Annotated in this window: 19 protein-coding genes and 2 pseudogenes; 14 read left to right on the forward strand and 7 right to left on the reverse strand. The window is 72.6% G+C overall.

Going from position 1 to position 21,996, the window contains the following annotated elements; translation table 11 throughout:
* Positions 1–42 precede the first annotated feature (42 nt).
* Positions 43–2,183, reverse strand: a pseudogene (locus tag ACFYPJ_RS22265) (beta-L-arabinofuranosidase domain-containing protein); the annotation flags it as partial.
* 208 nt (positions 2,184–2,391) lie between these two features.
* A complete protein-coding gene (locus tag ACFYPJ_RS22270) occupies positions 2,392–3,297 on the reverse strand; it encodes a LysR substrate-binding domain-containing protein (RefSeq protein ID WP_389019767.1) in 906 nt (301 codons plus the stop codon).
* A gap of 89 nt (positions 3,298–3,386) precedes the next feature.
* Here ACFYPJ_RS22270 and ACFYPJ_RS22275 point away from each other — a divergent pair, with 89 nt between their 5' ends.
* The gene (locus ACFYPJ_RS22275; protein WP_389019770.1) at positions 3,387–4,733 is read left to right on the forward strand and encodes an aspartate aminotransferase family protein; all 1,347 of its coding nucleotides are present in this window, start codon (positions 3,387–3,389) and stop codon (positions 4,731–4,733) included.
* Between the two features lie 96 nt (positions 4,734–4,829).
* On the opposite strand, the gene ykgO is transcribed toward ACFYPJ_RS22275, so the two are convergent.
* Positions 4,830–4,952: a type B 50S ribosomal protein L36 gene (gene ykgO / locus ACFYPJ_RS22280; protein WP_389019773.1), complete on the reverse strand. Its 123-nt coding sequence runs from the start codon at positions 4,950–4,952 to the stop codon at positions 4,830–4,832.
* Positions 4,953–4,987: 35 nt separating this feature from the next.
* Positions 4,988–5,152 carry a 50S ribosomal protein L33 gene (gene rpmG, locus ACFYPJ_RS22285; protein WP_389019776.1) on the reverse strand — a complete coding sequence of 55 codons (165 nt, stop codon included), beginning with the start codon at positions 5,150–5,152 and terminating at the stop codon, positions 4,988–4,990.
* Between the two features lie 244 nt (positions 5,153–5,396).
* Between rpmG and ACFYPJ_RS22290 the strand changes: the two genes are divergently transcribed.
* Entirely contained in the window at positions 5,397–6,605 is a 1,209-nt protein-coding gene (locus ACFYPJ_RS22290) for a carbohydrate-binding protein (protein ID WP_389019778.1), read from the forward strand.
* A gap of 218 nt (positions 6,606–6,823) precedes the next feature.
* Positions 6,824–7,675: a S1 family peptidase gene (locus tag ACFYPJ_RS22295; RefSeq protein ID WP_389019781.1), complete on the forward strand. Its 852-nt coding sequence runs from the start codon at positions 6,824–6,826 to the stop codon at positions 7,673–7,675.
* Positions 7,676–7,788: 113 nt separating this feature from the next.
* Here ACFYPJ_RS22295 and ACFYPJ_RS22300 read toward each other — a convergent pair.
* From ACFYPJ_RS22300 to ACFYPJ_RS22310, 3 genes and pseudogenes are all read right to left on the reverse strand, one after another.
* Positions 7,789–8,187, reverse strand: a pseudogene (locus ACFYPJ_RS22300) (hydrolase); the annotation flags it as partial.
* Between the two features lie 245 nt (positions 8,188–8,432).
* Complete coding sequence (locus ACFYPJ_RS22305; RefSeq protein WP_389019783.1) at positions 8,433–8,939, reverse strand: NUDIX hydrolase; 507 nt, start codon at positions 8,937–8,939, stop codon at positions 8,433–8,435.
* Positions 8,896–9,780 (reverse strand): FadR/GntR family transcriptional regulator, encoded by an 885-nt coding sequence (locus tag ACFYPJ_RS22310; RefSeq protein WP_389019786.1) that lies wholly within the window; start codon positions 9,778–9,780, stop codon positions 8,896–8,898. Before ACFYPJ_RS22310 ends, ACFYPJ_RS22305 begins: the two co-directional genes overlap by 44 nt.
* Before the next feature lie 219 nt (positions 9,781–9,999).
* Between ACFYPJ_RS22310 and ACFYPJ_RS22315 the strand changes: the two genes are divergently transcribed.
* The 11 genes from ACFYPJ_RS22315 (at position 10,000) to ACFYPJ_RS22365 (ending at position 21,991) form a co-directional block, all read left to right on the forward strand.
* Complete coding sequence (locus ACFYPJ_RS22315) at positions 10,000–10,800, forward strand: serine hydrolase (protein WP_389019788.1); 801 nt, start codon at positions 10,000–10,002, stop codon at positions 10,798–10,800.
* Positions 10,787–11,905 (forward strand): mandelate racemase/muconate lactonizing enzyme family protein, encoded by a 1,119-nt coding sequence (locus ACFYPJ_RS22320; RefSeq protein ID WP_389019790.1) that lies wholly within the window; start codon positions 10,787–10,789, stop codon positions 11,903–11,905. Before ACFYPJ_RS22315 ends, ACFYPJ_RS22320 begins: the two co-directional genes overlap by 14 nt.
* Positions 11,902–12,945, forward strand: a complete 1,044-nt coding sequence (locus tag ACFYPJ_RS22325; RefSeq protein ID WP_389019792.1) for an NlpC/P60 family protein — start codon at positions 11,902–11,904, stop codon at positions 12,943–12,945. Before ACFYPJ_RS22320 ends, ACFYPJ_RS22325 begins: the two co-directional genes overlap by 4 nt.
* 617 nt (positions 12,946–13,562) lie before the next feature.
* Entirely contained in the window at positions 13,563–13,913 is a 351-nt protein-coding gene (locus tag ACFYPJ_RS22330; protein ID WP_389019794.1) for an NADH-quinone oxidoreductase subunit A, read from the forward strand.
* Positions 13,904–15,382, forward strand: coding sequence for a hypothetical protein (locus ACFYPJ_RS22335; protein ID WP_389019797.1), 1,479 nt, complete (start codon positions 13,904–13,906; stop codon positions 15,380–15,382). Before ACFYPJ_RS22330 ends, ACFYPJ_RS22335 begins: the two co-directional genes overlap by 10 nt.
* Entirely contained in the window at positions 15,375–16,304 is a 930-nt protein-coding gene (locus ACFYPJ_RS22340) for an NADH-quinone oxidoreductase subunit H (RefSeq protein WP_389019800.1), read from the forward strand. Before ACFYPJ_RS22335 ends, ACFYPJ_RS22340 begins: the two co-directional genes overlap by 8 nt.
* A 19-nt stretch (positions 16,305–16,323) precedes the next feature.
* Positions 16,324–16,893, forward strand: coding sequence for an NADH-quinone oxidoreductase subunit J (locus ACFYPJ_RS22345; RefSeq protein ID WP_389019803.1), 570 nt, complete (start codon positions 16,324–16,326; stop codon positions 16,891–16,893).
* A complete protein-coding gene (locus ACFYPJ_RS22350; RefSeq protein WP_389019806.1) occupies positions 16,890–17,195 on the forward strand; it encodes an NADH-quinone oxidoreductase subunit NuoK in 306 nt (101 codons plus the stop codon). Before ACFYPJ_RS22345 ends, ACFYPJ_RS22350 begins: the two co-directional genes overlap by 4 nt.
* Complete coding sequence (locus ACFYPJ_RS22355) at positions 17,192–19,063, forward strand: NADH-quinone oxidoreductase subunit L (protein WP_389019808.1); 1,872 nt, start codon at positions 17,192–17,194, stop codon at positions 19,061–19,063. Before ACFYPJ_RS22350 ends, ACFYPJ_RS22355 begins: the two co-directional genes overlap by 4 nt.
* Before the next feature lie 4 nt (positions 19,064–19,067).
* Positions 19,068–20,573 (forward strand): NuoM family protein, encoded by a 1,506-nt coding sequence (locus ACFYPJ_RS22360; protein ID WP_389019810.1) that lies wholly within the window; start codon positions 19,068–19,070, stop codon positions 20,571–20,573.
* Positions 20,570–21,991 (forward strand): NADH-quinone oxidoreductase subunit N, encoded by a 1,422-nt coding sequence (locus ACFYPJ_RS22365; protein WP_389019812.1) that lies wholly within the window; start codon positions 20,570–20,572, stop codon positions 21,989–21,991. The genes ACFYPJ_RS22360 and ACFYPJ_RS22365 overlap by 4 nt, the downstream gene beginning before the upstream one ends.
* Positions 21,992–21,996 lie beyond the last annotated feature (5 nt).

The following is a 21,996-nucleotide window of genomic DNA, read 5'->3' on the forward strand; positions in this document are numbered from 1 at the left end:
CCGCCGCGGCGGTGGTCCACCGGCGCAGCGGCCCTCGGTTCACAGAAGCCTCCAGAGGTGGTCGTCGGTGCCGTTGTCGTCGAACTGCACCACCTGGGCGCTGTTCGCCGTCGCCATGCCGTCCACGCCCAGGACCTTGCCGCTGTGCTTGTTCTGCACCCGCCGGAAGGCCGGCTCCGGAGTCCAGGGGTGGCCGTCGGGCGAGCTGGTCGGGATGGCGGTGATGCGCAGTCTGGCGGCGCCCATCGGGACGAGGGTGACGTTCTCCGTGGGTGCGGCGCTGCGGGCGGGACTCTGCTGCAGCGGGGTGACGACCTGCTCGTCGTCACCGATCCACTCGGGGATGCGGCGGGCCTTCGCGGTCATGCGCACCGGGGTGCCCTCGTGGGTGAAGGGGTTGGCCGTCAGCGGTCCTCCCTTGCGGGTGAACTCGGGTGTGGTACCGGCGACGAGACCGTAGTTCCAGGGCGTGGTGGCGTGCACCTCGTACTCGGGGAAGGCGTCGGTGCCGGCGCAGCGGACGTACTCCTCGCCGATCCGGACGGAGTAGGTGAGCGGTCCGTGGCCGACGCCGACCGCCCCGTGCTGGGCCTGCCAGGTGCGCAGCGTGGTGCGCTGGGGCAGGCGCACGACCACGATGTCGCCAGCCGACCAGGTGCGCTCGATCCGTACGAACGCGGGACCCGGCCGTGCCGTCACCGCACGGCCGTTGACCGTGACGCGCGGGTTCGTGCACCAGCCGGGGACGCGCAGCTGGAGCGGGAAGGAGACCTGCCGTGACGGTGAGACCGTCAGCTTGACCGTCTCGTCGAACGGGTAGTCGGTGTCCTCGGTGATGGTGACCGGCACGCCGTCCGCCACGGTCGTCGTGACCTGGCAGGCGGCGTACATGGCGGCGGCCAGGCCGCCGTCGGGGGTGCCGAGCCACAGCTCCTCGTTGAAGTACGGCCAGCCCATGCCGTAGTTGTGCGGGCAGCAGCGGTACTGGTCGACGCCGGGCTGGAAGGACTGCATGGCGAAGCCGTTCTGGAACTGGCCCTCGGACTTCACCCTGTTGTCGAGGTCGATGCTGTTGGCGCTGGTGACGTAGTGGATGGCCCTGCCCTGCGGGTCGAGGGCCGCGGGCAGCATGTTGAAGGCCAGGTCCTCGCAGCGGTCCGCCCACACCGGGTCGCCGGTGAGACGGGTGAGGAGTTCGTGGCTGGCCATGAACTCGACGATGCCGCACGTCTCGAAGCCCTGCCGGGAGTCACCGAAGCCGGGCCGGTAGTTCTCGTCGCCCGCGAAGCCGCCGCCGGGGAACTGGCCGTAGCTGCCGAGCACCGCGTCGTAGGTGCGGAGCCGGCGGCCCGGGTCAGGTCGGCCGAGCCCGCGCGCCGGGCGTACTGGGCGGGCTCGCGGAAGCCCTGGGCGATGTTGACGTTGTGCGGCGTCGGAATGTTGTCGGTCCGGTCGGCGCCGTGGGTGTGCATCCTGTCGGCCAGGTCGAGCAGGAAGGCGTCGCCGGTGCGGTCGTACAGCCACAGGGCGATGTCCAGTCCGTCGCCCCACCGGTAGGAGACCCAGCTGTGTTTGAACGCGTCCTCGCCCTGGGCCTTCATGAAGGCCATGAAGCGGGTGAGGAACGGGATCACCCGCTGGTCGCCGGAGTACTCCTCCCAGGTGCGCAGCGCCATCAGCAGGGGCAGGAAGGGCCAGAAGTCGGGGCCGCCGACCAGGGAGGTGCGCAGCTTGCGCGGGCCGAAGAAGCCGTCGCTCTGCTGGGTGGCGAGGACCGCGTCGAGCCAGCGGCGGACGGTGTCCAGGGCGGACGGGTCACGGGTGGCGACGGCGAGCGGCACGTAGCCGCGCAGCCAGTAGGGCACCTCCTCCCAGCCGTCGTTGTCCGGGTGCACCCAGCCGGTGGCGTCGAAGTCCAGGAAGTGCGAGCGGCCTTCGTAGCGGCCGCACAACCCGTCGAGCTGGAGCTTCAGTTGCCCGGCCAGCCAGCCACGTGCGGTGATGCTGCCGGGCGCGAGCCGGGTGAAGGCGACCGGAGCGAGCGCGGCGCCCCGGCCCTGGGCCACGGCGGCGGGTCCGAGGCGGCCGGCCGGTGCGGTGGCGCTGAGCGCGAGTGCGGTACTGGTCAGGAAGCGGCGTCTGGTCGGGGCGCGGTGTCCGCGAGGAGAGGACGAGGGGTGCACGTCGGCTCCAGAGACGGTGAGGGGGCGGGTCCACCCGGGCCTTGAGAACCTTGTACAACGTTGGAAACAGGCGCAGTTGGCATGACAACACGCCTCCTGCGGCTTGTCCAGGTGTCGCGCACGAGGTGCCGGACGCCTGCGGAAACGGGGGACGCCCATGAGGTCCGCCGGGCGGCACAGGGCTCAGCAGGGCGGGTGACCCTCCCGGTCACTCATGGCCCGGGAGCGGTGGCGCCGGATGGTGGCGCAGTGCGTCCAGCACGGCGTGCACCTCCGCGCGAGGCGGTGAGCCGCGGCGGGTCGCCGCCGTGATCGTGCGGGTCACGGGTGTGGCGAGTTCCCTCGTGGTGACCCGGTACCTGGGGTCGACCGCGAGACCGGGCAGCAGGGCGATCGACAGCCCGGCCTCGACGTGCTGGAGCGTCATCAGGTAGTTGCTGAACCGGCACACCACGCGCGGCTCGAACCCTGCCTGCCGGCACAGCCGCAGCGCGAGACCGGCCATGTACGACTGCGGCATGTCGAACGCCCACGGCTCGTTCGCGCAGGCCGCGAGATCCACGGGGCCGCGTCCGGCCACGGGATGCCCCTCGGGCACCACCAGCAGGACCGGGTCCGTGGCCAGTTGCACGAGGTCGAGGTCGGGCCCGAGCGGCAGCTCGTCGAAGTCCGTGGTCGTGACGACGACATCCGCTTCGCCGCTGCGCAGCGCGAGCAGGCTCTCGTGCGGTTCCAGTTCGAGCAGTTCGACGTCGAGGTGCGGATGCCGTTGCGCCAGCCGGGAGACCACCGGGACGGCCAGGGTGTGGATCGCGCTCTGGAACGCGCCGAGCCGCACCAGCCCGGACGGCTCCTCACCGAATCCGCGCAGCTCCGCCTCGACGCTGTCCATGTGGTCGAGGATCGCCCGCGCCCGCCGCGCGAGGATCAGTCCGGCCGACGTCAGCCGGACCCGGCGTCCGGTGCGCTCCAGCAGCCGGGTACGGGTCTCGGCCTCCAGCACGGCGAGCTGCTGGGACACGCTCGACGGGCTCAGGTTGGCGGCCTGGGCGACCGCCCGGACGGTGCCCAGCGCATCCAGCTGGCTCAGCAGCCGCAGCCTCCAGGGATTCATCACACCCTCATTCTTGTGCGGTTCCACCGAACAGGAAAGCCAGAAATATGAGATGGACGTGTCGCTCGAACGCGTCGTACCGTCGCCGCATGGCTGCTCCGAAGGACCTGACCGCCGTGCGGACCGACCCGCCGTTCGCCGAGGATTTCTGGGCCTGTGCCGACCGGCACCTCGTCCGCTACGGCGGCGGTTTCAGCCCCGCGATCATCGACCGGGCCGCCGGCAGTTTCCTGTACACCGCGGACGGCCGGAAGATCCTCGACTTCACCTCGGGCCAGATGAGCGCGATCCTCGGGCACGCGCACCCGGCGATCGTCGAGACCGTCCAGCGGCAGGTCGCGACGCTCGACCACCTCTACAGCGGCATGCTCAGCCGTCCGGTGGTGAACCTGGCCCGCCGCCTGGCCGACAGCCTGCCCGAGCCGCTTCAGAAGGTGCTGCTCCTGACGACCGGGGCGGAGTCGAACGAGGCCGCCATCCGGATGGCCAAGCTCGTCACCGGCAAGCACGAGATCGTCTCGTTCGCCCGGTCCTGGCACGGCATGACGCAGGCGGCGGCGTCCGCCACGTACAGCGCCGGCCGCAAGGGCTACGGCCCGGGTGCCCCCGGCAACTTCGCCATCCCGGTGCCGAACGCCTACCGGCCCGACTTCACCACGGCCGACGGTTCGCTGGACTGGCGCCGCCAGCTGGACTTCGCCTTCGACCTGATCGACGCCCAGTCGACCGGCAGCCTGGCCGCCTGCATCGTGGAGCCGATCCTGAGTTCCGGCGGCGTCATCGAGCCGCCGGCCGGGTATCTCGCCGCCTTGCAGGCCAAGTGCCGGGAGCGCGGCATGCTGCTGATCCTCGACGAGGCCCAGACCGGTCTGTGCCGCACCGGGACCTGGTACGCGTTCGAGCGCGACGGTGTGGTCCCCGACATCCTCACCCTGTCCAAGACGCTCGGCGCCGGTCTGCCCCTCGCGGCCGTGGTGACCAGTCCGGAGATCGAGCACGAGGCACACGAGCGGGGTTTCCTCTTCTTCACCACGCACGTCTCCGACCCGCTGGTGGCGGCGGTCGGCAACACCGTCCTCGACGTCCTGACCGCCGACCGGCTCGACGAGCGCGCACGGTCGCTCGGCGGGCTACTCCACGACGGCCTGTGGGCCATCGCGCGGCGCCACTCGGTCGTCGGCGACATCCGCGGCCGCGGTCTGCTGGCCGGGCTCGAACTCGCCGTGGACAGCGGGACGGGGCGGAGTTCGGACGAGCTGGGCGCCCGCATCACCCGGCGCTGCCTGGAACTGGGCCTGCACATGAACATCGTGCAGCTCCCCGGCATGGGCGGGGTCTTCCGGATCGCACCGCCGCTGACCGCCACCGAGGAGGAACTCTCGCTCGGTCTGGCGATCCTGGACGAGGCGATCGGCGACGCCTGCGCCGCGCTCTGATCACTGCGCGGGCGCGGGCCGCGACGGCGTGCGCACGCGTCGGCCCCTCCTGCGGCGACAGCGGCAGGAGGGGCCGACCGGTTCTGCGTGCGTGCGTCAGCCCTGACGGGCCTTGAGCCGCGGGTTCTTCTTGTTGATGACGTAGGTCACGCCCCGTCGCCGTACCACCTGCGAACCCGGCTGGGACTTCAGGGACCGCAGGGACTTCCTGACCTTCATGGCCGTATTCTCCTTCTGTTCCGCCCGGTCACCGCTCAGCGGGTTTCGCGGAACGGGACGTGCTCCCCCGCCACCGGGTCGTACTTGCGCAGGACCAGCCGGTCGGGGTCGTTGAGACGGTTCTTGCGGGTCACATAGGTGACGCCGGTACCCGCCGTCGATTTCAGCGTCACGACGGGACGCACGGTGCTGCGCGCCATGCGGCCTCCTTTCCACGGGCGGCCGCCGACGTTGTTCCGTCCATGCCAGCCGCCTTGCCACGTCGGTCACAACAACGACACCTGCGGCCCCATTCCCGGCGCACCGGGGGCGAGCGCGTCCCGCGACGGTAAAGCAGGGGTATGGTCTAGTCCAAAGAGGGCTTTGGTCTAGTCCAAATTGTTGACGTGGACGCAACACCGCGCTGAGGCTGGGGCGACTCCCCCCACCCCCTTGGAGGCAGCAGTGAGACGTCTTCACGCATGTCTGGGAGCGGCGGCCGCCGTCGGACTCGCCGCGGCGGGCTCGACCGCGCTCGTCGCAGGCCACGCCTCGGGCGCGACAGCCACGCTGAGCGACCGCTGGTACGCCGCCGCCCCCTATCTGATGCCGCTCGACAACGACCCGCCGGTCGCCACGGCCATCATGGACGCCACCGGCCTGAAGTCCTTCCAGCTCGCGTTCGTGCTCGCCCCCAACGGTGGCGGCTGCTCGCCCACTTGGGGCGGCACCGCCGCCGTGTCCTCGGACACCGCGGTGCAGTCGGTGATCGACACGATCCGGGCCAAGGGCGGCGACGTCTCCGTCTCCATCGGCGGCTACGGAGGCACCAAGCTCGGCCAGACCTGCGCCGACCCGGCCTCCACCGCCGCGGCCTACCAGCAGGTCATCACCAAGTACGGCCTGCACGCCGTCGACTTCGACCTGGAGGAGCCCGAGTACGAGAACACCGCCGCGATCAAGAACGAGATCGGCGCGGCGAAGATCCTCCAGCAGAACAACCCCGGCCTCTACGTCTCCGTCACCACGGCCGGCACGGCCGACGGCACCGGCTGGTTCGGCAAGCAGATGCTGCTGGAGGCCAAGTCGCAGGGGTTCACGCCGAACAACTTCTCCATCATGCCGTTCGACGGCGGGTTCAACGGCGCCGCGAGCCAGACCAGCGCGCTCACCAACTTCAACACGATCCTCCAGTCCACCTTCGGCTGGGACCAGGCGACCGCCTACGCCCACGAGGGCTTCTCCGGGATGAACGGCCGCAGCGACACCGGCGAGTACTTCACCCAGGCCGATTTCCAGATCGTGCTGGACTACGCCACCGGCCACCATATGGACCGCTTCACCTTCTGGTCGCTCAACCGCGACCGCCCGTGCACGCCGGTCGACAACGGCGGCCATACGTCCGGGACGTGCTCCAGCGTGGCGCAGAACCCGTGGGACTTCGCGAAGTACTCGGTGCAGTTCGCCGGAGTCACGCCGCCCTCCACCACGCCCACCCCGACCCCCACACCGCCGGGCACCGCGTGCAGGCCGGCTTGGAACTCGGCCACCGCCTACGTGGGCGGCGACGAGGTCTCGTACGACAAGCACAACTGGAAGGCCAAGTGGTGGACCCAGAACGAGGTGCCCGGCGCCTCGCAGTGGGGACCCTGGCAGGACGAGGGCGCCTGCTGACCGGCGGCCCGGCCGGCAGGCGTACGCCGGCCCCGCGCGTGGGTGCGGGCCCGGCGTACGCCTGCCGCACCCCGGTCTCCTGACGGCGGCCCCCTTCGTCCTCTCCCCGACCCGGTGTCACGGCCGAAGACGGTCTATCCGGCCGCGCGGCGCCCCGGCACAATGGGCGACGGCTCGTGCCCCTGCCTGACCGACTTCTCCCGAGGGGGACTTGGGTGATGCGTGCACGCCGTACCGCCGTAGGGCGTTTCCTACTGAGTCTGTTGGTCGTGGGTGGCTTCGCGGTGTCCGGCACCGGCGCCGCCGCACTCCCCGCTGCCGGTGCGCACGCCGCCGGGGCCTCGGCCGTCGAGTCCCTGGGGATCGCCGGGACGGCGTGGGTCGTGGACGAGAGCACCGGCACGGCACACGTCCTCGCCGATTCCGGAGTCACCGACGCGGATCTGGCCAGGCTTCGCGGCCTCGGCGGCACGGTCGACGTCGAACGGACAGCCGGCCGGCTCCGTCCCCTCGTCTCGGGCGGCGACGGGGTCTACTCCGCCGACCGCCGGTGCACCGCGGGGGTCAACGTGCAGGCCGGCTCCGCGTACTACTTCGTCACCGCGGGCCACTGCACCGACGGCCTGCCCACCTGGTACACCTCATCGGCCCTGACCACGGCGATCGGGCCCACCACGGCCAGCAGCTTCCCCGGCGACGACTTCGGTGTGGTCGCCTACGCCGACCCGTCCGTACCGCACCCCGGCACCATCGGCACGGTCGACGTCACCGGCACCGCGACCGCCTACGTCGGCCAGAGCGTCTGCCGGCGCGGTGCGGTGACCGGCGTCACCTGCGGCCGGGTCACCGGGCTGAACGCCACCGTCAACTACGGAAACGGCGAGATCGTCTACGGGCTGATCCAGACCGACATCTGCGCCGAACCCGGTGACAGCGGGGCGCCCCTCTACGCGGGCGACAAGGTCATCGGCATCCTCTCCGGCGGCTCCGGCAGTTGCACCGCCGGTGGCATCAGCTACTACCAGCCCATCCAGGAAGCACTCAACGCCTACGGCCTGAGCGTGTACTGACCCGGGACGGCCGCCGGCCCGCCGCACCCCGGACCGCTCCCGGCCGGGGTGCCCGTGCGCTCGCCGTCGTACAAGTGCCGTCCTCCCCGGGGAGCGTGTCGCACCGGTCGTCCTCAGTCGGTGTAGACATCTGCCCGGTCCACGCTCACGAAGGACGCGGTGGACGACGCGTTGTGTTCCCCGGTCACCCGGACGCGCAGGGTGTGCCGGCCGTTGGGCAGACGCGGGCTGAGGTACTGGAGTGTCTCGCCCGTCCGGGGGGACCCGTAGAAGTCGACGCGTTGTTCGGCGCCCCCATCGACGCTGATCGCCGCGATGCCGTTGCCGGTGTCCCGCACGGACAGCAGCGCGATCCGGGTGCCCGTGAAGCTGAAGGTCGCGGTGTTGCCCGCCCGGTCGCTCCAGTGGTCGTCGCTCCAGAAGCACTGGGCGGCGCAGCCCGTACCCGAGTTCCAGGCGCCCTGGTAGGCGATCTGGCCGCCGCCGCTGGAACGGCCGTCGTCGTTGATCCATTAAACCGGGCCGCGCGTTTCGTTCGGGACCGCGCGGCTCCGGGACGGTCCGTCTCCGGAAGCGGTGGACCGGTCGGCGCGGCAGCCGAAAGCCGTCAGCCCTCAGCCCTCAGCCCTCAGCCCTCAGCCCTCAGCCCTCAGCCGGAACGACATCGGAGAGCGGCACAGCCGCCCTGTTCCGGATCGGCGTCCTGTTCCCGATCGGCGTCCTATTCCGGGTCGGCGTCCTATTCCGGGTCGGCGTCCTATTCCGGGTCGGCGTCCTCGTCGAAGTCGCCCAGATGCACAGGCTCCCGGCCGCGGCCCACCGTGCTCAGCACGTCGGGCAGCAACGACGCCATCCTCTTCGGCCGGACGGTCTCCGCGGTGCGGGACAGTTCCGCTGTCGTCCACCAGTGATGGCCGTAACGGGCCTCCTCCGTGCGGATGTCCATCCCGCGCACCTCGGCCGGGGCGACCCTGGCGAGGCGGTACTCCTCGTACTGGTCGAAGACCTGACCGTCGATGCTGAAGATCGCCTGACGGGTCCAGACGACGGGCCCCAGCCGCCGGACGTCCAGGGAGAGTGCCGTCTCCTCCCAGACTTCACGCACGGCGGCCTGGGGGTAGTCCTCGCCCTCCTCGACGCCACCGCCCACGGTGAACCACCACCTCGCCCCCGGCCTGCGTGGATCACGGCCGCACAGCAGAAGCAGGCGATCGTCGTCGTCAACCAGCAGAACCCGGGAAGTCCACCGCTCCGTCAGAGTCATGGACAGGGATGCTATCCACGAGTTTCCCGCCCGCCCCTGCAGCGGGCCGCGCGACGCCCACGCCGCCCCGTCCCTCTTCCCGCTCGGCGAGGTCGACGCTGCGTTCCAGCGTTTCGCGCAGCGCCTGCTCGGTGATCGCGACATGGCGCCGGGCGACGGTGGCCGCCCGGTCCGGATCGCCCTTGACGATCGCGTCCACCAGCTCCCGGTGATCGCGCAGCGCACGCTGCGTCAGATTGCCCCGGTAGGGCTCGATCGGGAAGCCGGCGTTGATGTCCTGGAGCAGTTGGCGGCTGTAGACGGCCAGTGGCTCGTTCTTCGCAGCCCTGGTGATCGCGTGGTGCAGCGCGGCGTCGGCACGCCGGATCAGCATCGGCTCCGCGGCGGCGGCGTACGCCTGAAGCGCGGCCGTGATCGCCTCGATGTCCGTCGGGTCGCGGCGTTCGGCGGCGGTCCGTGCGATCAGGGACTCGATCAGCGCGCGGGTGTCGAACAACACCGTCGTCTGCGCCCAGCGGGGCAGCAGCGTGCGGCGGGTAGCCGACGCGGACTCCTCCTGCCAGGCGGCCCGGACGTAGTGGCCGCCCAGGCGGCCACGGACCACCTCAAGGCAGCCGATCTCCCGCAGGCGCGCGATGGCGGCGCGCACCGTGGGACGGCTGACCTTGAGCGTCAGAGCCAGTTCACGCTCGGTGGGCAGCCGTTCGCCCACGCTGAACTCGCCCAGTGCTATCGCGGTGAGCAGCCGGTCGGCGACCTCGTCCACGGCGCTGGCGACCCGCACCGGTCCCAGTCCGCCCGACGCGCCGCCCCGGCCCGTGGGCCGCTCCTGGTGCTCCATGTGCCCCCTTCCGTCAAGCGCGTTCACCCCGAGCCTGCCAGAGCGGAGACAATCACACAGTTTTTAAGGTCTTGTCTTATGACCTTTTCCCGGTCAAGATGGCTGCCGCAAGATCGCGTGAAGGAGGCAGCCTGTGGAGACCAGTGACGACCGGGTGGCCGCCGGCTACTGGGCTGCCCGCAGACCCGGCCGCCGTCCGACCCTGCTCACCCGGCCGAAATGACCCGCGCACTCGCAGCGCTCACGCTGCCTGCCGAGGTGTCGGTCTGGTGCGCGCGGCCCGGTGCGGCGGCGGCCTTCGCGCACGGCGCCGACACGCCGCACTACGCCGCCAGCCTGATCAAGCTCGCCGTGCTGCGGGCGGCACACCGCGACCTCGACCTGGATGCCGACGTGCTGGTGCACGACGAGTTCGCTTCGGTGCACTCGGGCCGGTACCGCACCGACCGGGACTACGACAACGACGACGAGCCCTGGCAGGAACTCGGCCGCACGGTGTCGCTGCGCCGGCTGTGCCACCGGATGATCGCCGCCAGCAGCAACCTCGCCACCGACCTGGTGCTGGAAGCGGTCGGCCTGCCCGCGGTGGTGTCCTGTGCCCCCGCCGGAGCGCACATCGCACGCCCGATCGGGGACCGGGCCGCGATAGCGGCGGGCCTGACCAACACGGTCACCGCGGCGGCGGCCGGCGCGCTGCTCGCCGAGTTGATCCGCACCGGGGACCCGTCGCTGCTCGCGCCGCTGCGGGACCAGCGCTACCGCGACGAGATCCCGGCGGCGCTCCCGCCGGGCACCGCGGTGGCGAACAAGAACGGCTGGGTGGACGGAGTGCTGCACGACGTCGCGCTGATCGAACCGCCGGACGCCCCCGCCTACCTGCTGGCCGTGTGCACCAGCGGGCTGCCCGGTGACGGCGCCCGCGCGCTCGTCCACACGGTCGCCGCGGCGAGCTTCGCCGACCGGCACCGGCTCGCTGCCGGTCCGTCCACTGCGCACAAGGAGCCACATGCCCATCACTGACCTGCGACTGCATCGCGTCCGGGTGCCCTTGCACACCCCGTTCGTCACCGCGGTCCGACGGCTGAGCACCGTCGAGGCGACCCTGGTCGAGTTGCGCGACGAGGACGGCCGTTCCGGATGGGGAGAGGCGACCGAGAACTGGAAGGTGACGGGCGCCGGGCTGGCCGGTGCCGAGGGTGCGCTGTCCGGGCCGTTGCGCGAGGTCGTGCTCGGCCGGGACCCGGACGACCTGGTCCCGCTGGCCCGGGACATCGCCTCAGTCGTCGTGGGCAACGAGGCGGCCAAGTCCGCCCTGGACTGTGCCCTCCATGACCTGGCGGCCGGCCGGCTCGGCGTGCCGCTGTCCCGGCTGCTCGGGACGACCGCCACCCAGGTGCCCACCGATGTCACCCTCGCCGCCGGAACGCCCGACGAGATGCGCATCGCGGCGAAGCAGCGGCATGCGGAGGGATTCCGGATCCTGAAGGTCAAGCTCGGTGACGGCGGCGACGACCTGCGCCGGCTGACCGAGATCGGTTTGGCCATCGGACCGGACATGCGGTTGCGGGTCGACGCCAACCAGGGCTGGTCCGTGAAGCAGGCGATCCGGCTCATCCGGGCCTTCGAGGACACCGGCCTGGACATCGAGTTCGTCGAGCAGCCGGTGCCCGCAGGAGATCTCGACGGTCTGGCGGAGGTGACCCGCTCCGTCGGGATTCCGGTCATGGCCGACGAATCCGTGTGGTCGCCGGCGGACGCCCTGCGCGTGGTACGGGCACGGGCCGCCGACCTGATCAACGTCAAGCTCGCCAAGTGCGGCGGCCTGTGGCCGGCCCGCCGGCTGACCGAGGTGGCCGAAGCGGCCGGGGTGGGCGTGATGTTCGGCTCGATGCTGGAGACCCATGTCGGTGTCGCCGCCACCGCCGCCCTGGCTGCGACCGCTCGTCCGGCGCAGATCGTTCCCGACCTGGACGCCGCCTGGTGGCTGGCGACCGCACCGGTGCGGGGCGGCATCGGCTACGACGGTCCCCGTCTCGACCTGTCCCCGCTCCCCGGACTCGGCATCGTCGGACTCGCCGACGGCGCCGAAGACCATCCCGTGCACGCCGAGAAAGGAACCCGATGACACTGAAGCTCCGCTTCGGCGGCCGGCCGGCCGCCGTGGCGACCGCGGCCGCGGCCCTGGCCACCGTGTTCGTCCTGCCGGCCGCCGCCACCCCGGCCGGGACCGGCACGCCGCCCACCGCGTATGTCGACGTGTCCGTCGCGACGGTGTGGACCAGCCCCGACAGCCCGCGCCCGGTGGACGCGCCCGCGCTGACCGATCCCGTGGACCTGACGAAGTGGCTGGCCGGCCTGACGGAGGCCGACAAGCGGGGGCTGAGCGGCGAGAACCTCACCCAGACCCAGGTGCTGTACGGGCATCCCGTGTACGTGCTGGCCGAACAGGGGGCGTGGGCCGAGGTCGCGGTGCCCGGCCAGTCCTCCCCGAAGAACTCGCTCGGCTACCCGGGTTGGGTGCCCAAGGCGCAGCTGACCAGCGACCCGGCCTTCGCCGCGACGGCCGCGAAACGGCCGTTCGCGCTGGTTCACCACACCACGACGGCCTGGCTGTACGACGACCGCGGACTGCGCTCGAAGGCGTTGCGGCTCAGCAACAACACCCGTCTGCCCGAACTCGCCCGGGCCGGTGAGGCGGTGCTGGTGGACACGCCGGGCGACGGTGCGAAGTGGGTGTCCGCGAAGGACGTCGACGTCTACTCTCGCGAGCGGGACATCCCGTACCCGACGGGCGCCGACCTGGTGAACTACGCCAAGAAGTTCCTCGACCTGCCTTATCTGTGGGGAGGCCGGTCCGGCTTCGGCGTGGACTGCTCCGGCTTCACCTCCACGGTGTACGAGGCGAACGGCGTCGACATCCCGCGGGACGCCGACGCCCAGGCGCTGCACGGAGGCGGGCGGAAGGTCGACAAGGCCGACCTGCGGCCGGGCGATCTGCTGTTCTACGCCGACGGCAACGGCACCGGCTCGATCTACCACGTGGCGATGTACATCGGGGACCAGCAGATGATCGAGGCCTACGATTCGGCCACTCCGGTCCGGATCACCACGGTCCGGTTCGGCTCCGACTACTGGGGTGCCGAACGGTTCCTCACGGCTCACTGATCCGTGGCCGGTCACTCCCCCGCGGCCCACGGCAGCACCGCCGTGGGCACGCGCCGAACGCCGTCGGCATGGTCGTGTCGAGCGACGGCCGCCCGCTCGTCGCAGGTCGGTCGCGCTCACAGTCCGGGCCGCCGGCCTCGATCCGTCCGCAGACCGCGTCGATCCAGACGCTCGCACACGTCACCCGGCCGGCCCGAGCAACCCGCCGGTGCCGCTCGGCGTCCGGAAACCGCACCGCTGCAGACGTACGTACCCGACATCCGGCCTTCCCGAGCGGCCCGCCGGTGCCCGCTCGGCGTCCGGTGAGCACTGCGGCCCCGCGCGGCGGCGGCAACTGGGGCAACCTGCGTACGAGCGGCGTGCCGCACCCCGTTTCCGCGGGCGGAGCCGGAATCCTCTGAATCCTCGGGGTTCTGCCGGTCCTTTCCTTCGGTCCTTTCCTTCGGCCGCTGACCACACCTGTCCGAAGGGATGCGTGACCGGCCCCGACAGCAGCAGGAGAGGAGCACGGAGATGGCCCCTCGGCGCGAGGTCCCGTCCCGCACGATGTCCGCCGGTCTTCCGGCCTGGCCGGGCCGGGGATGCCGGGCCGTAGGCCGCCCGGGTGGCGGGCCGGGATGAGCGGCGTCACGGCGGCGCTGTCGTTGCTGGGTGTGGCGGCGCTGGCCGTCGCGGGTGTCTACGGGGTGGCCACGGTGCTGCGGGTGTCCGCCGCCGCGGTGTCCGCCGTGCCGTTCGGGTCGGGGCTGGAGCCGGTCGAGCACGCGGTAAGCCGGTTCCACGTGCGCTGGTACACGGTGACGATGCTGTTCTTGGCCTTCGACATGGAAATGATCTTCATGTACCCGTGGACGCTGGTGATCTCCGCCATGGGGCCCAGCGCCGTGATCGAGATGTTCGTCTTCCTCGCGGTCCTGCTGGCGGGAGTCGTCCATGCCTGGCGGGAGGGCGCCCTGCGATGGACCTGACGGGCCTTGCGCTGCGAGCAGCCGCCGCGCGGCCGTACGTACTGCTGGCCACCGCGCCGGGCGGAACGGCCGCGCGCCTGGCGGCCGAGCGCCTGGTGCGGCTGTGGGACTGGCCGCCGGCCGACACTCCGGCCCAGGCGGATCTGCTGCTCGTCGCGGGACCGGACTGTCCGCCCCTGCGCGCCGCGGTCGACCGGCTCTGGCACGACCTGCCCGCGCCCCGCGCCCGTGTGCACGCGCCCGACGCCGACGACGTCGAGGCCGCGTTGCGGGCCGGGCAGGCCCGGCTGCGGTCGCGGGCCGGTTGGCGCGAGCGGTTCGACGCACCTGCCGAGGGGGGCGACGGCGATGACGGAGGAGCCCTTGAGGACGGTGCCGAAGGAGCCCGTGAGGACGAGGGCGGCGGACAAGCACTCCCGAACGGCGCCCGCGGCAAGGGTCGCGGCGGCGGCCGCCAGGGGCACGGCGCCCGCCACGAAGGTCGCGACGGCGGGCCCGGAGCGGGCACGGGTGGCGGGAGCCGGGATGCCCACGGCGGTCATGGGGAGCACGGTGGCGGCGCGGGGCACCAAGGTCATGGTGGCGGCGCGGGGCACCACGGTCACGGTGGCGGCGCGGGGCACCACGGTCACGGTGGCGGCGCGGGGCACCACGGTCACGGTGGCGGCGCCGGCGAACTGCCAGGCGGGCTGCCGATGGCCGAGCCGGGTGAGGACCGTGACGGTCTGACGCTCGACCGCCTGCATGTGCCCCTGGGTCCTTTCCTCACCGACTGGCCCGCCGGTCTGACGATCCGTCTGACGATGCAGGGCGACGTCGTGCAGGAAGCCGAGGTGGCGGAGCCCGTGCTGTCCGGCACCGGCGCGGCGTTCTGGGTGCAGCCCTGGCTGCGCGCCGCAGCGGGCGAGCCGGTGCCGAGGGGCGAGGCGGCGCGGCGGCGGGCGGCCGCGCATCTGGACAGTGTGGCCAGGTTCCTGTCGGTGGCCGGCTGGCCCGCCGAGGCGGTCGCGGCGCGGCGGCTGCGCGACGACCTGCTCGAGGGTGCTTCCGGCGCGGCGGTCGCGCCCCGGCTGACGCGCTTCGCCCGCCGGGTCGGCGGGTCGCGGACGCTGGCCTGGCTGACCCGCGGGATCGGCCGGCTGGACGCCGGGCAGGCGCGGGCGGCCGGGGTGAGCGGGCCGGCGGCCCGGGCCGGCGGGGACGTGACCGACCGGTACCGGCAGTGGCTCGCCGACATCCGGCGCGACGTGGGGCGGTTGGCGGACGCGGCACCGCTGGGGCCGGGGGCGGACGAGAGCCCGCGCGGCCTGTGGCGGGACGACGCCCCGCCGTCGGCCGCGCTGGTCGCGCTGCTGCCGGGTCTGCTGACGGGGGCGGAGCTGGCCGCGGCTCGGCTCGTCGTGGCCAGCCTCGACCCGGACCTGGACGAGCCTGCCGCCGCACGGCGGGACGCAGGGGTCCATGGTTGAGGCGGGGGCATGGTGGACGCTGCCGACGGCACCCGCGATGCTGCTCGCGCTGGCCGTGCTGGCGGTGGCCGCCGACGCGGTACTGACGGCCCGGGGCGCGGGCCGGCCGGTCACCGTCAGGGCCGCGGTACGGCCGTTTCTCGGCGTGCCGCGGGCGTTGCTGGCCCAGCCGCGGTGTTTGCCGGCCGCGGATGTGCTGCTGTGGCGGACCGGTGTGGTCGTCGTGCCGGTGTCCGCGGTGCTGTCCACCCTGGTGATCCCGTTCGGCGAGGTGGCGGTGGCCGACCTGTCGGTCGGGGTGGTGTGGTTCAACGCCATGGAAGTGCTGACCTGGGCGGGACTGTGGCTGGCCGGGTGGGGCCCGAACGCGGTGTTCTCGCTGATCGGCGGGTATCGGTTCCTGGCCCAGGGGCTGGCCTACGAGCTGCCGTTGATGTTCGCGCTGATCTCGGCCGCCACCGGGGCGCAGTCCCTTCGGGTGGGCGCCGTCGCGGCCGCCCAGCACGGGCTGTGGTACGCGGTGTGGATGCCGGTCGCCTTCGCCGTCCATCTGGCCGGGGTGCTCGCCTTCAGTTTCCTTGGTCCGTTCGCCTACCCGGCCGGCCGGGATCTCGCCGGCGGGGTGCTGAGCGAGGTGGCGGGCGCGGACCGGCTGTTGTTGCAGGCCGGGCGGTGGCTGTGGCTGGCCTCGGGCGCCGCCATGGCCGTACCGCTGTTCCTGGGCGGCGGCGCCGGTCCGGGGCTGCCGGCCTGGGCGTGGTCGCTGGTCAAGACGCTGCTGGTGCTCGCCCTGCTGGTGTGGGTGCTGCGGCGGCTGCCGATCGTCCGGGCCGACCGGTACGTGGAGTTCGCGTGGGTGGTGCTCCTTCCGGCGGCGATCGTGCAGGTGCTGGTGCCGGCTCTGGTCGACCTTGCTCGGTAGGCACGGAAGGAGAGACGTGATGGGCGCGACGGGTACGGTCCTGCCGGCGGTCCTGGGCGTACTCGCCCTGGTCTTCGGCGTGTTGGTGTTCACCCTGAACTCGATGGCGCGGGTCACGTTCTCGCTGCTCGCGGCCCTGGTGTGCGTCGGCGGTGTGACGGCCGCGCTCGGTCTGCCCTACCTGGGTGCGGTGACCGTGCTGATGATGGTCATGGAGATGCTGATCATGGCCGTGTTCATGATCGCCTACATGATGAACCCGGCCGGCCTGATGCCGATGTCGATGCTGCACAACAAGCGGGGTGCGCTCGTCATCAGCGGCGTCGTCTTCGCCGGGCTGGCCGCCGGGATCTTCGCGGTGCCCTGGCCCGGGCCTACGGGCGTCGCCCCGCAGGACACCACGTTCCAACTCGGCAGTTCGCTGATGGCCGAGCAGATGCTGACCATGGTCACCCTCGGGTTCGTCCTGCTGGCCACCATGGTCGGCGCCACCGTGCTGGCCATGCGCCGTGGCCGCTACGACCGGTTCGGCGACGACCTCGGCCGGCGGCCCGCGAACGATCCGGCCGGCGGCGGGGTGGGCCGGTGACCTTCGAACTCCTGCTGCTCCTCGCCGCCGCCCTGTTCAGCGTCGGGCTGTTCGGCGCGCTGTCCCAGCAGTCCATCGTGATGATCATGATGGGGATCGAGCTGATGATCGGCGGGATCATCGTCGCGGCGGCCGACGTCTGGCGCTTCCTCGCGCCCGCCCAGGGCAGTGGCCAGGTGGTGGTCGTGGCGGCGGTGGTGGCGATGGCGGTGGAGATGGCCATGGGCTTCGCCGTCACCACGGCCATCTACCGGTCCCGGCAGGTGGACGTGACCGACATGGCCGAGGACCTGAAGGGATGAGCGCCCTGGTGTGGCTGCTGGTCGCCCTTCCGCTCGGCGCCGGGACGCTGCTCGCGTCGGCCGGATCCCGCCACGACCGGCCGGCCCCCGCCGTCGGCGTGGCGGTGGCCGTGCTGACGCTCGGCCTCGCCGTGGCCGCCGCGGTCACCCGGCCGGCGGCGAGCGCGCCGCTGTTCGCCGGTGTGCGGGCCGGGCTGGCGGTGGACGGCCTGTCCGCGGTGATGGTGGTCACCGTGGCCGCGGTCACGACCGCCGTCCTGGCCTTCGCCGTCGGCGAGTTCGGCCCCGAGGAGGACCGGGGCCGGTTCTTCGGGCTGATGCTGGTCTTCGCCGGGGCCATGCTGGTCACCGTCACGGCGACCACGCTGCCGCTGCTGTTGATGGCCTGGGAGGTGATGGGCGCCACCAGTTGGGCGCTGATCGGCTACTGGTGGCGGCAGCCGGACCGGGTGCGCGCCGCGGACACGGCGTTCCTCACCACCCGCGCCGCCGACCTCGGCCTGTACCTGGCGGCCGGCGCGGCGGTGGCCGGCGGCGTCGGTTCCCTGACGCTTCGGGCACTGCCGCACACGGCTTCGCCGTGGCTGCACCTGGTGACCGCCGGGGTGGTGGCCGCGGCGCTGGGCAAGTCGGCGCAACTGCCGTTCTCGTTCTGGCTGTCGCGGGCCATGCGGGGCCCTAGCGCGGTGTCGGCGCTGCTGCACTCGGCGACCATGGTCGCGGCCGGCGCCTATCTGCTGCTGCGGCTGCGTCCGCTGCTGGACGCCACCGGCTGGGCCGGCCCGCTGACCGCGTGGACCGGCGCGGCCACCGCTCTCGCGATGGGGGTGGTCGCCGTCGCCCAGCGGGACCTCAAACAACTGCTCGCGGCCTCCACGTCCGCGCAGATCGGTTTCATGGTGCTGGCCGCCGGGAGCGGTGGGGTGGCCGCGGGCACCACTCAGCTCGTCGCGCACGCCGCCACCAAGTCGGGGCTCTTCCTCGCCGCCGGGGCCTGGCTGACGGCGCTGGGCACCAGGCAGCTGCCCGCCCTGCGCGGGGCCGCCCGGCGCTACCGGCTGGTGGGCACCTGCTTCGCCGTCGGCGCACTGGCCATGGCGGGGCTGCCGCCGTTGTCCCTGTGGGCGGCCAAGGACGAGGTGCTCGCCGCCGCCCGCGCCGACGGCACCGCGCTGTACGCCGTGGGCCTCGCGGCGGCGGCGGTCGCGGCCCTCTACAGCGTCAAGGCCCTGTGGTACGTGACCCGCCCGGTCCCCGCGGATGCGGCGCGCGGGTACGACACCGAGCGGCACGGCACCCGGCGCATCGCCCGTACCACGCCCGCCCCGCTGCTCGTCCTCACCAGCGCCGCGGCCGGGTCGGGGGTGCTGGCTCTGCCGGGTCCGGCGGCCTGGCTGAGGCGGCTGGCCGGCACCGGGGCGGAGCCGGTTCCCGCGCCGTGGGAGCTGGGTCTGTCCGCGGGCGTCGCGTTCGCCGCCGCGGCCCTGGCCTGGTGGCGGCTGCCGCACCGGGCCCTCGCGCCGCGGGCCGCGGTGCGGTGGGCCGCGGGGTGGCTGTATCTGGAGCGGGCCGCGCAGGCGGCGGTGGTACGGCCGGTGCTGGGGCTGGCGCGGGTGCTGGCCGGTTTCGACGACCGGGTCGTCGACGGCGCGGTGCGGCAGGCGGCCCGGGGCGCTCTCGCGCTCGCCCGGCTCGCCGGCCGGGTGGACGACGGCGGCGTCGACGGCGCCATCCGTACCGTCGCCTCGGGCGCCCGGAGGCTGGGCCGCCTGGCGCGTCACCCGCAGACCGGACTGCTGCACCAGTACTACGCCCAGGCCGCCGCCGGCTTCGCCGTACTCGTTCTGATCATCCTCGTGGTGAGGTGACCCCGTGCTGACCGCCGTCACGTTTCTTCCACTGCTGGTGTGCGCGCTCCTGCTGCTTCTGCCGCGCCGCTTGCCCGACCGGACGTACGTGTGGGTGTGGATCGCCGCCGGCGCCGCGGATCTCGCGCTGGTCGCCGCACTGTGGGCCGGTTTCGACGCCGGCGGCGGGATGCAGTACGAGCGACGGGCGCGCTGGATCCCCAGTGCCGGCGTCGGCTACCACCTGGGCGTCGACGGGCTCTCCCTGCCGCTGGTCGCCCTCACCTGTGTGCTGTTCCTGGCCGTCGCCGTGTACTCGCTCCGCGAGGTGCGCCGGGTGCGCTCCTACACCTGTCTGTTCCTGTTCCTGCAGACCGTCTGCGTCGGCCTGTTCGTCGCCCTCGACCTCATCCTGTTCTTCGTCTTCTTCGACCTGTCGATCGTCGGCATGTTCTTCGTCATCGCCGGATGGGGACACGGCGAACGTGCCCACGCCGCGGCGCTGAAGTTCTTCCTCTACACCTTCACCGGCTCGCTGGCCCTGCTGCTCGGCTTCATCGGCCTGTATCTGGCGGCCGACCCGCACACTTTTGACCTCACCGACCTGACCCGCACCAATCCGCTGGCCGGGCACGGCCTGTACGCCGGGCTGGTCCTGCTGGCCATCGGCGTCGGGCTGGCGGTCAAGACCCCCACGGTGCCCTTCCACACCTGGCTGCCGCCCGCCCACACCGACGCCCCCGCCACCGGCTCGGCGGTCCTCGCCGGGGTCCTGCTGAAGATGGGCACCTACGGGTTCGTCCGCATCGCCATGCCTCTGCTGCCCGGCAGTTGGCGCCGCTACGCCCTGGCCGTGGTCGTCGTCGGCACGGTCTCCGTGGTCCACGGCGCCCTGGTCGCCCTGGCGCAGACCGATTTCAAGCGCATGATCGCCTATACCTCGGTCAACCACATGGGGTACGTCGTCCTCGCCGTCGGCGCCGCGGGAATCCTGGCCGGCACCGATGCGCAGGCCCGCTCCCTCGCGGTGACCGGCGCGGTCACCCAGATGGTCAGCCACGGTCTGATCACCGGTGCCCTGTTCCTGCTCACCGGCGTGCTGTACGACCGCGGCGGGACCTACGCCATGGACGCCTACTCGGGCCTGGCCGCGCACACCCCGCGGTTCGCCGCTGTCACGGCCGTCGCGGCATTCGCCAGTCTCGGCATCCCCGGTTTCTCCGGCTTCATCGCCGAGTTCCAGATCTTCGCGGGTTCCCTGGCCTCGCAGACGATCGCCACCGCCGTCGCCGTGACCGGCATCCTGCTGACCGCCGCCCTGTTCCTGCGCGCGCTGCGCTCGGTGTTCCTGGGCGTCCCACGGCTGCCGCGGACCGTCGCCGGCGCCGGCATCGGTGACCTGCGCGGCGCCGAGACGCTGTCCGTCGTTGCGCTGCTCGCGCTCGCCCTGGTGATCGGCGTCGCGCCGCGCTGGCTGCTGGACGTCGTCGAACCGGCGAGCCGCACCCTGACCGGGCTGGTGGCCCGGTGAACCAGGACCTGACCGCCCTCGTCCCCGAACTCGCCCTGCTCGGCGCCGCGGTGGCCGGGCTGCTCGCAGGGTCCTGGCTGCCCCGCCGCCGCCAGTGGCCCGTCGCGCTGCTGGCGGCCTGCGCCTGCGTGGCGGGCCTGACGGCCGCCGCGGTCACCATGGCCACGGCCGGTGAACAGACCGTCTTCCTCGGGGCCTTCGCCGTCGACACCGCCACCGGCGTCGGCCGCCTCGTCGTCCTCGTCGCCCTGTTGCTGGTCATCGGCATGTCCGTGGAAAGCGTCCGCGGGCGCAGGCACGAGACCGAGTACTGGGTCCTGCTGCTCCTGACCGGTGCCGGCACGCTTGCCCTGATCGGCGCGAACGACCTGCTGATGCTGTTCGCCGCCTATCTGCTGGCCAGTGTCCCCGCCTACGCACTGACCGGCTTCGCCAAGGACGCCTCCGGCACCGAGGCGGCGCTGAAGTACTACCTGATGGGCGCCCTGCTCGGCACCACCATGCTGGCCGGCACCGCGCTCCTGTACGGTGCCGGCCACAGCACCCACTACCGCGAGCTGAACACCGGCCTGCCCGGGGCCGCGTACGGGCTCGTCGCCGTCGGACTGGTCGGCGTCCTCGCGGGACTGCTGTTCAAGGCGGGCGCCGTCCCGGCCCACTACTGGGTGCCCGACGTCACCGACGGCGCCCCCTCGCCGGTCGCCGCCTACGTCACCACGCTGCCCAAGGTCGGTGGTCTGATCGCCGGTTACCGCCTCCTGCACCAGGCGCTCCCCCACACGGACGTCAACTGGCCGACGCTGCTGGCGGTCCTCGCCGCGGCCACGATGACCCTCGGGAACCTCGCGGCGTTCTTCCAGACGTCGGTGAAGCGGCTGCTCGCCTACTCCACCGTCAGCCAGGTCGGCTACCTCCTGATGGCCCTCGCCGTCGCCACCCGCAGCGGGCTCGCGCAGCGGAGCCTGCTGTTCTATCTGGCGGCCTACACGGCGACCAATCTCGGCGCGTTCGCCGTGGTGACCGAACTCCCCGCGGCCCGCGCCCTCGGCGACTACCGCGGCCTCGCCCGCCGCCGACCCGGTCTCACGGCGGTCCTCGTGGTCTGCCTGCTCGGTCTGGTGGGCACTCCGCCCACCGGCGTCTTCCTCGGCAAGCTGCAGATCTTCAGCGCGGCCGTGGACGGCGGCTACACCTGGCTGGCCGCTCTCGCCGTGGCCAACACCGTCGCCTCCCTCTTCTACTACCTGCGCTGGCTCGTCCCGCTGTTCGCGACCGCCGCCCCGGCACCCGCCGACAGCCAGGCCGTCCAGGGCCGCTGGTCCGCCGCCACCGCGTACACAGCGGGCGCGCTGTCCCTCGCCCTCGGCCTGGCGGGCGGCACGATCATCCCGCTCACCACCGGGCCCCTGCTCCTGTGACCCGC

The organism is Streptomyces sp. NPDC006012 (assembly GCF_042871185.1).
Lineage (GTDB): Bacteria > Actinomycetota > Actinomycetes > Streptomycetales > Streptomycetaceae > Streptomyces.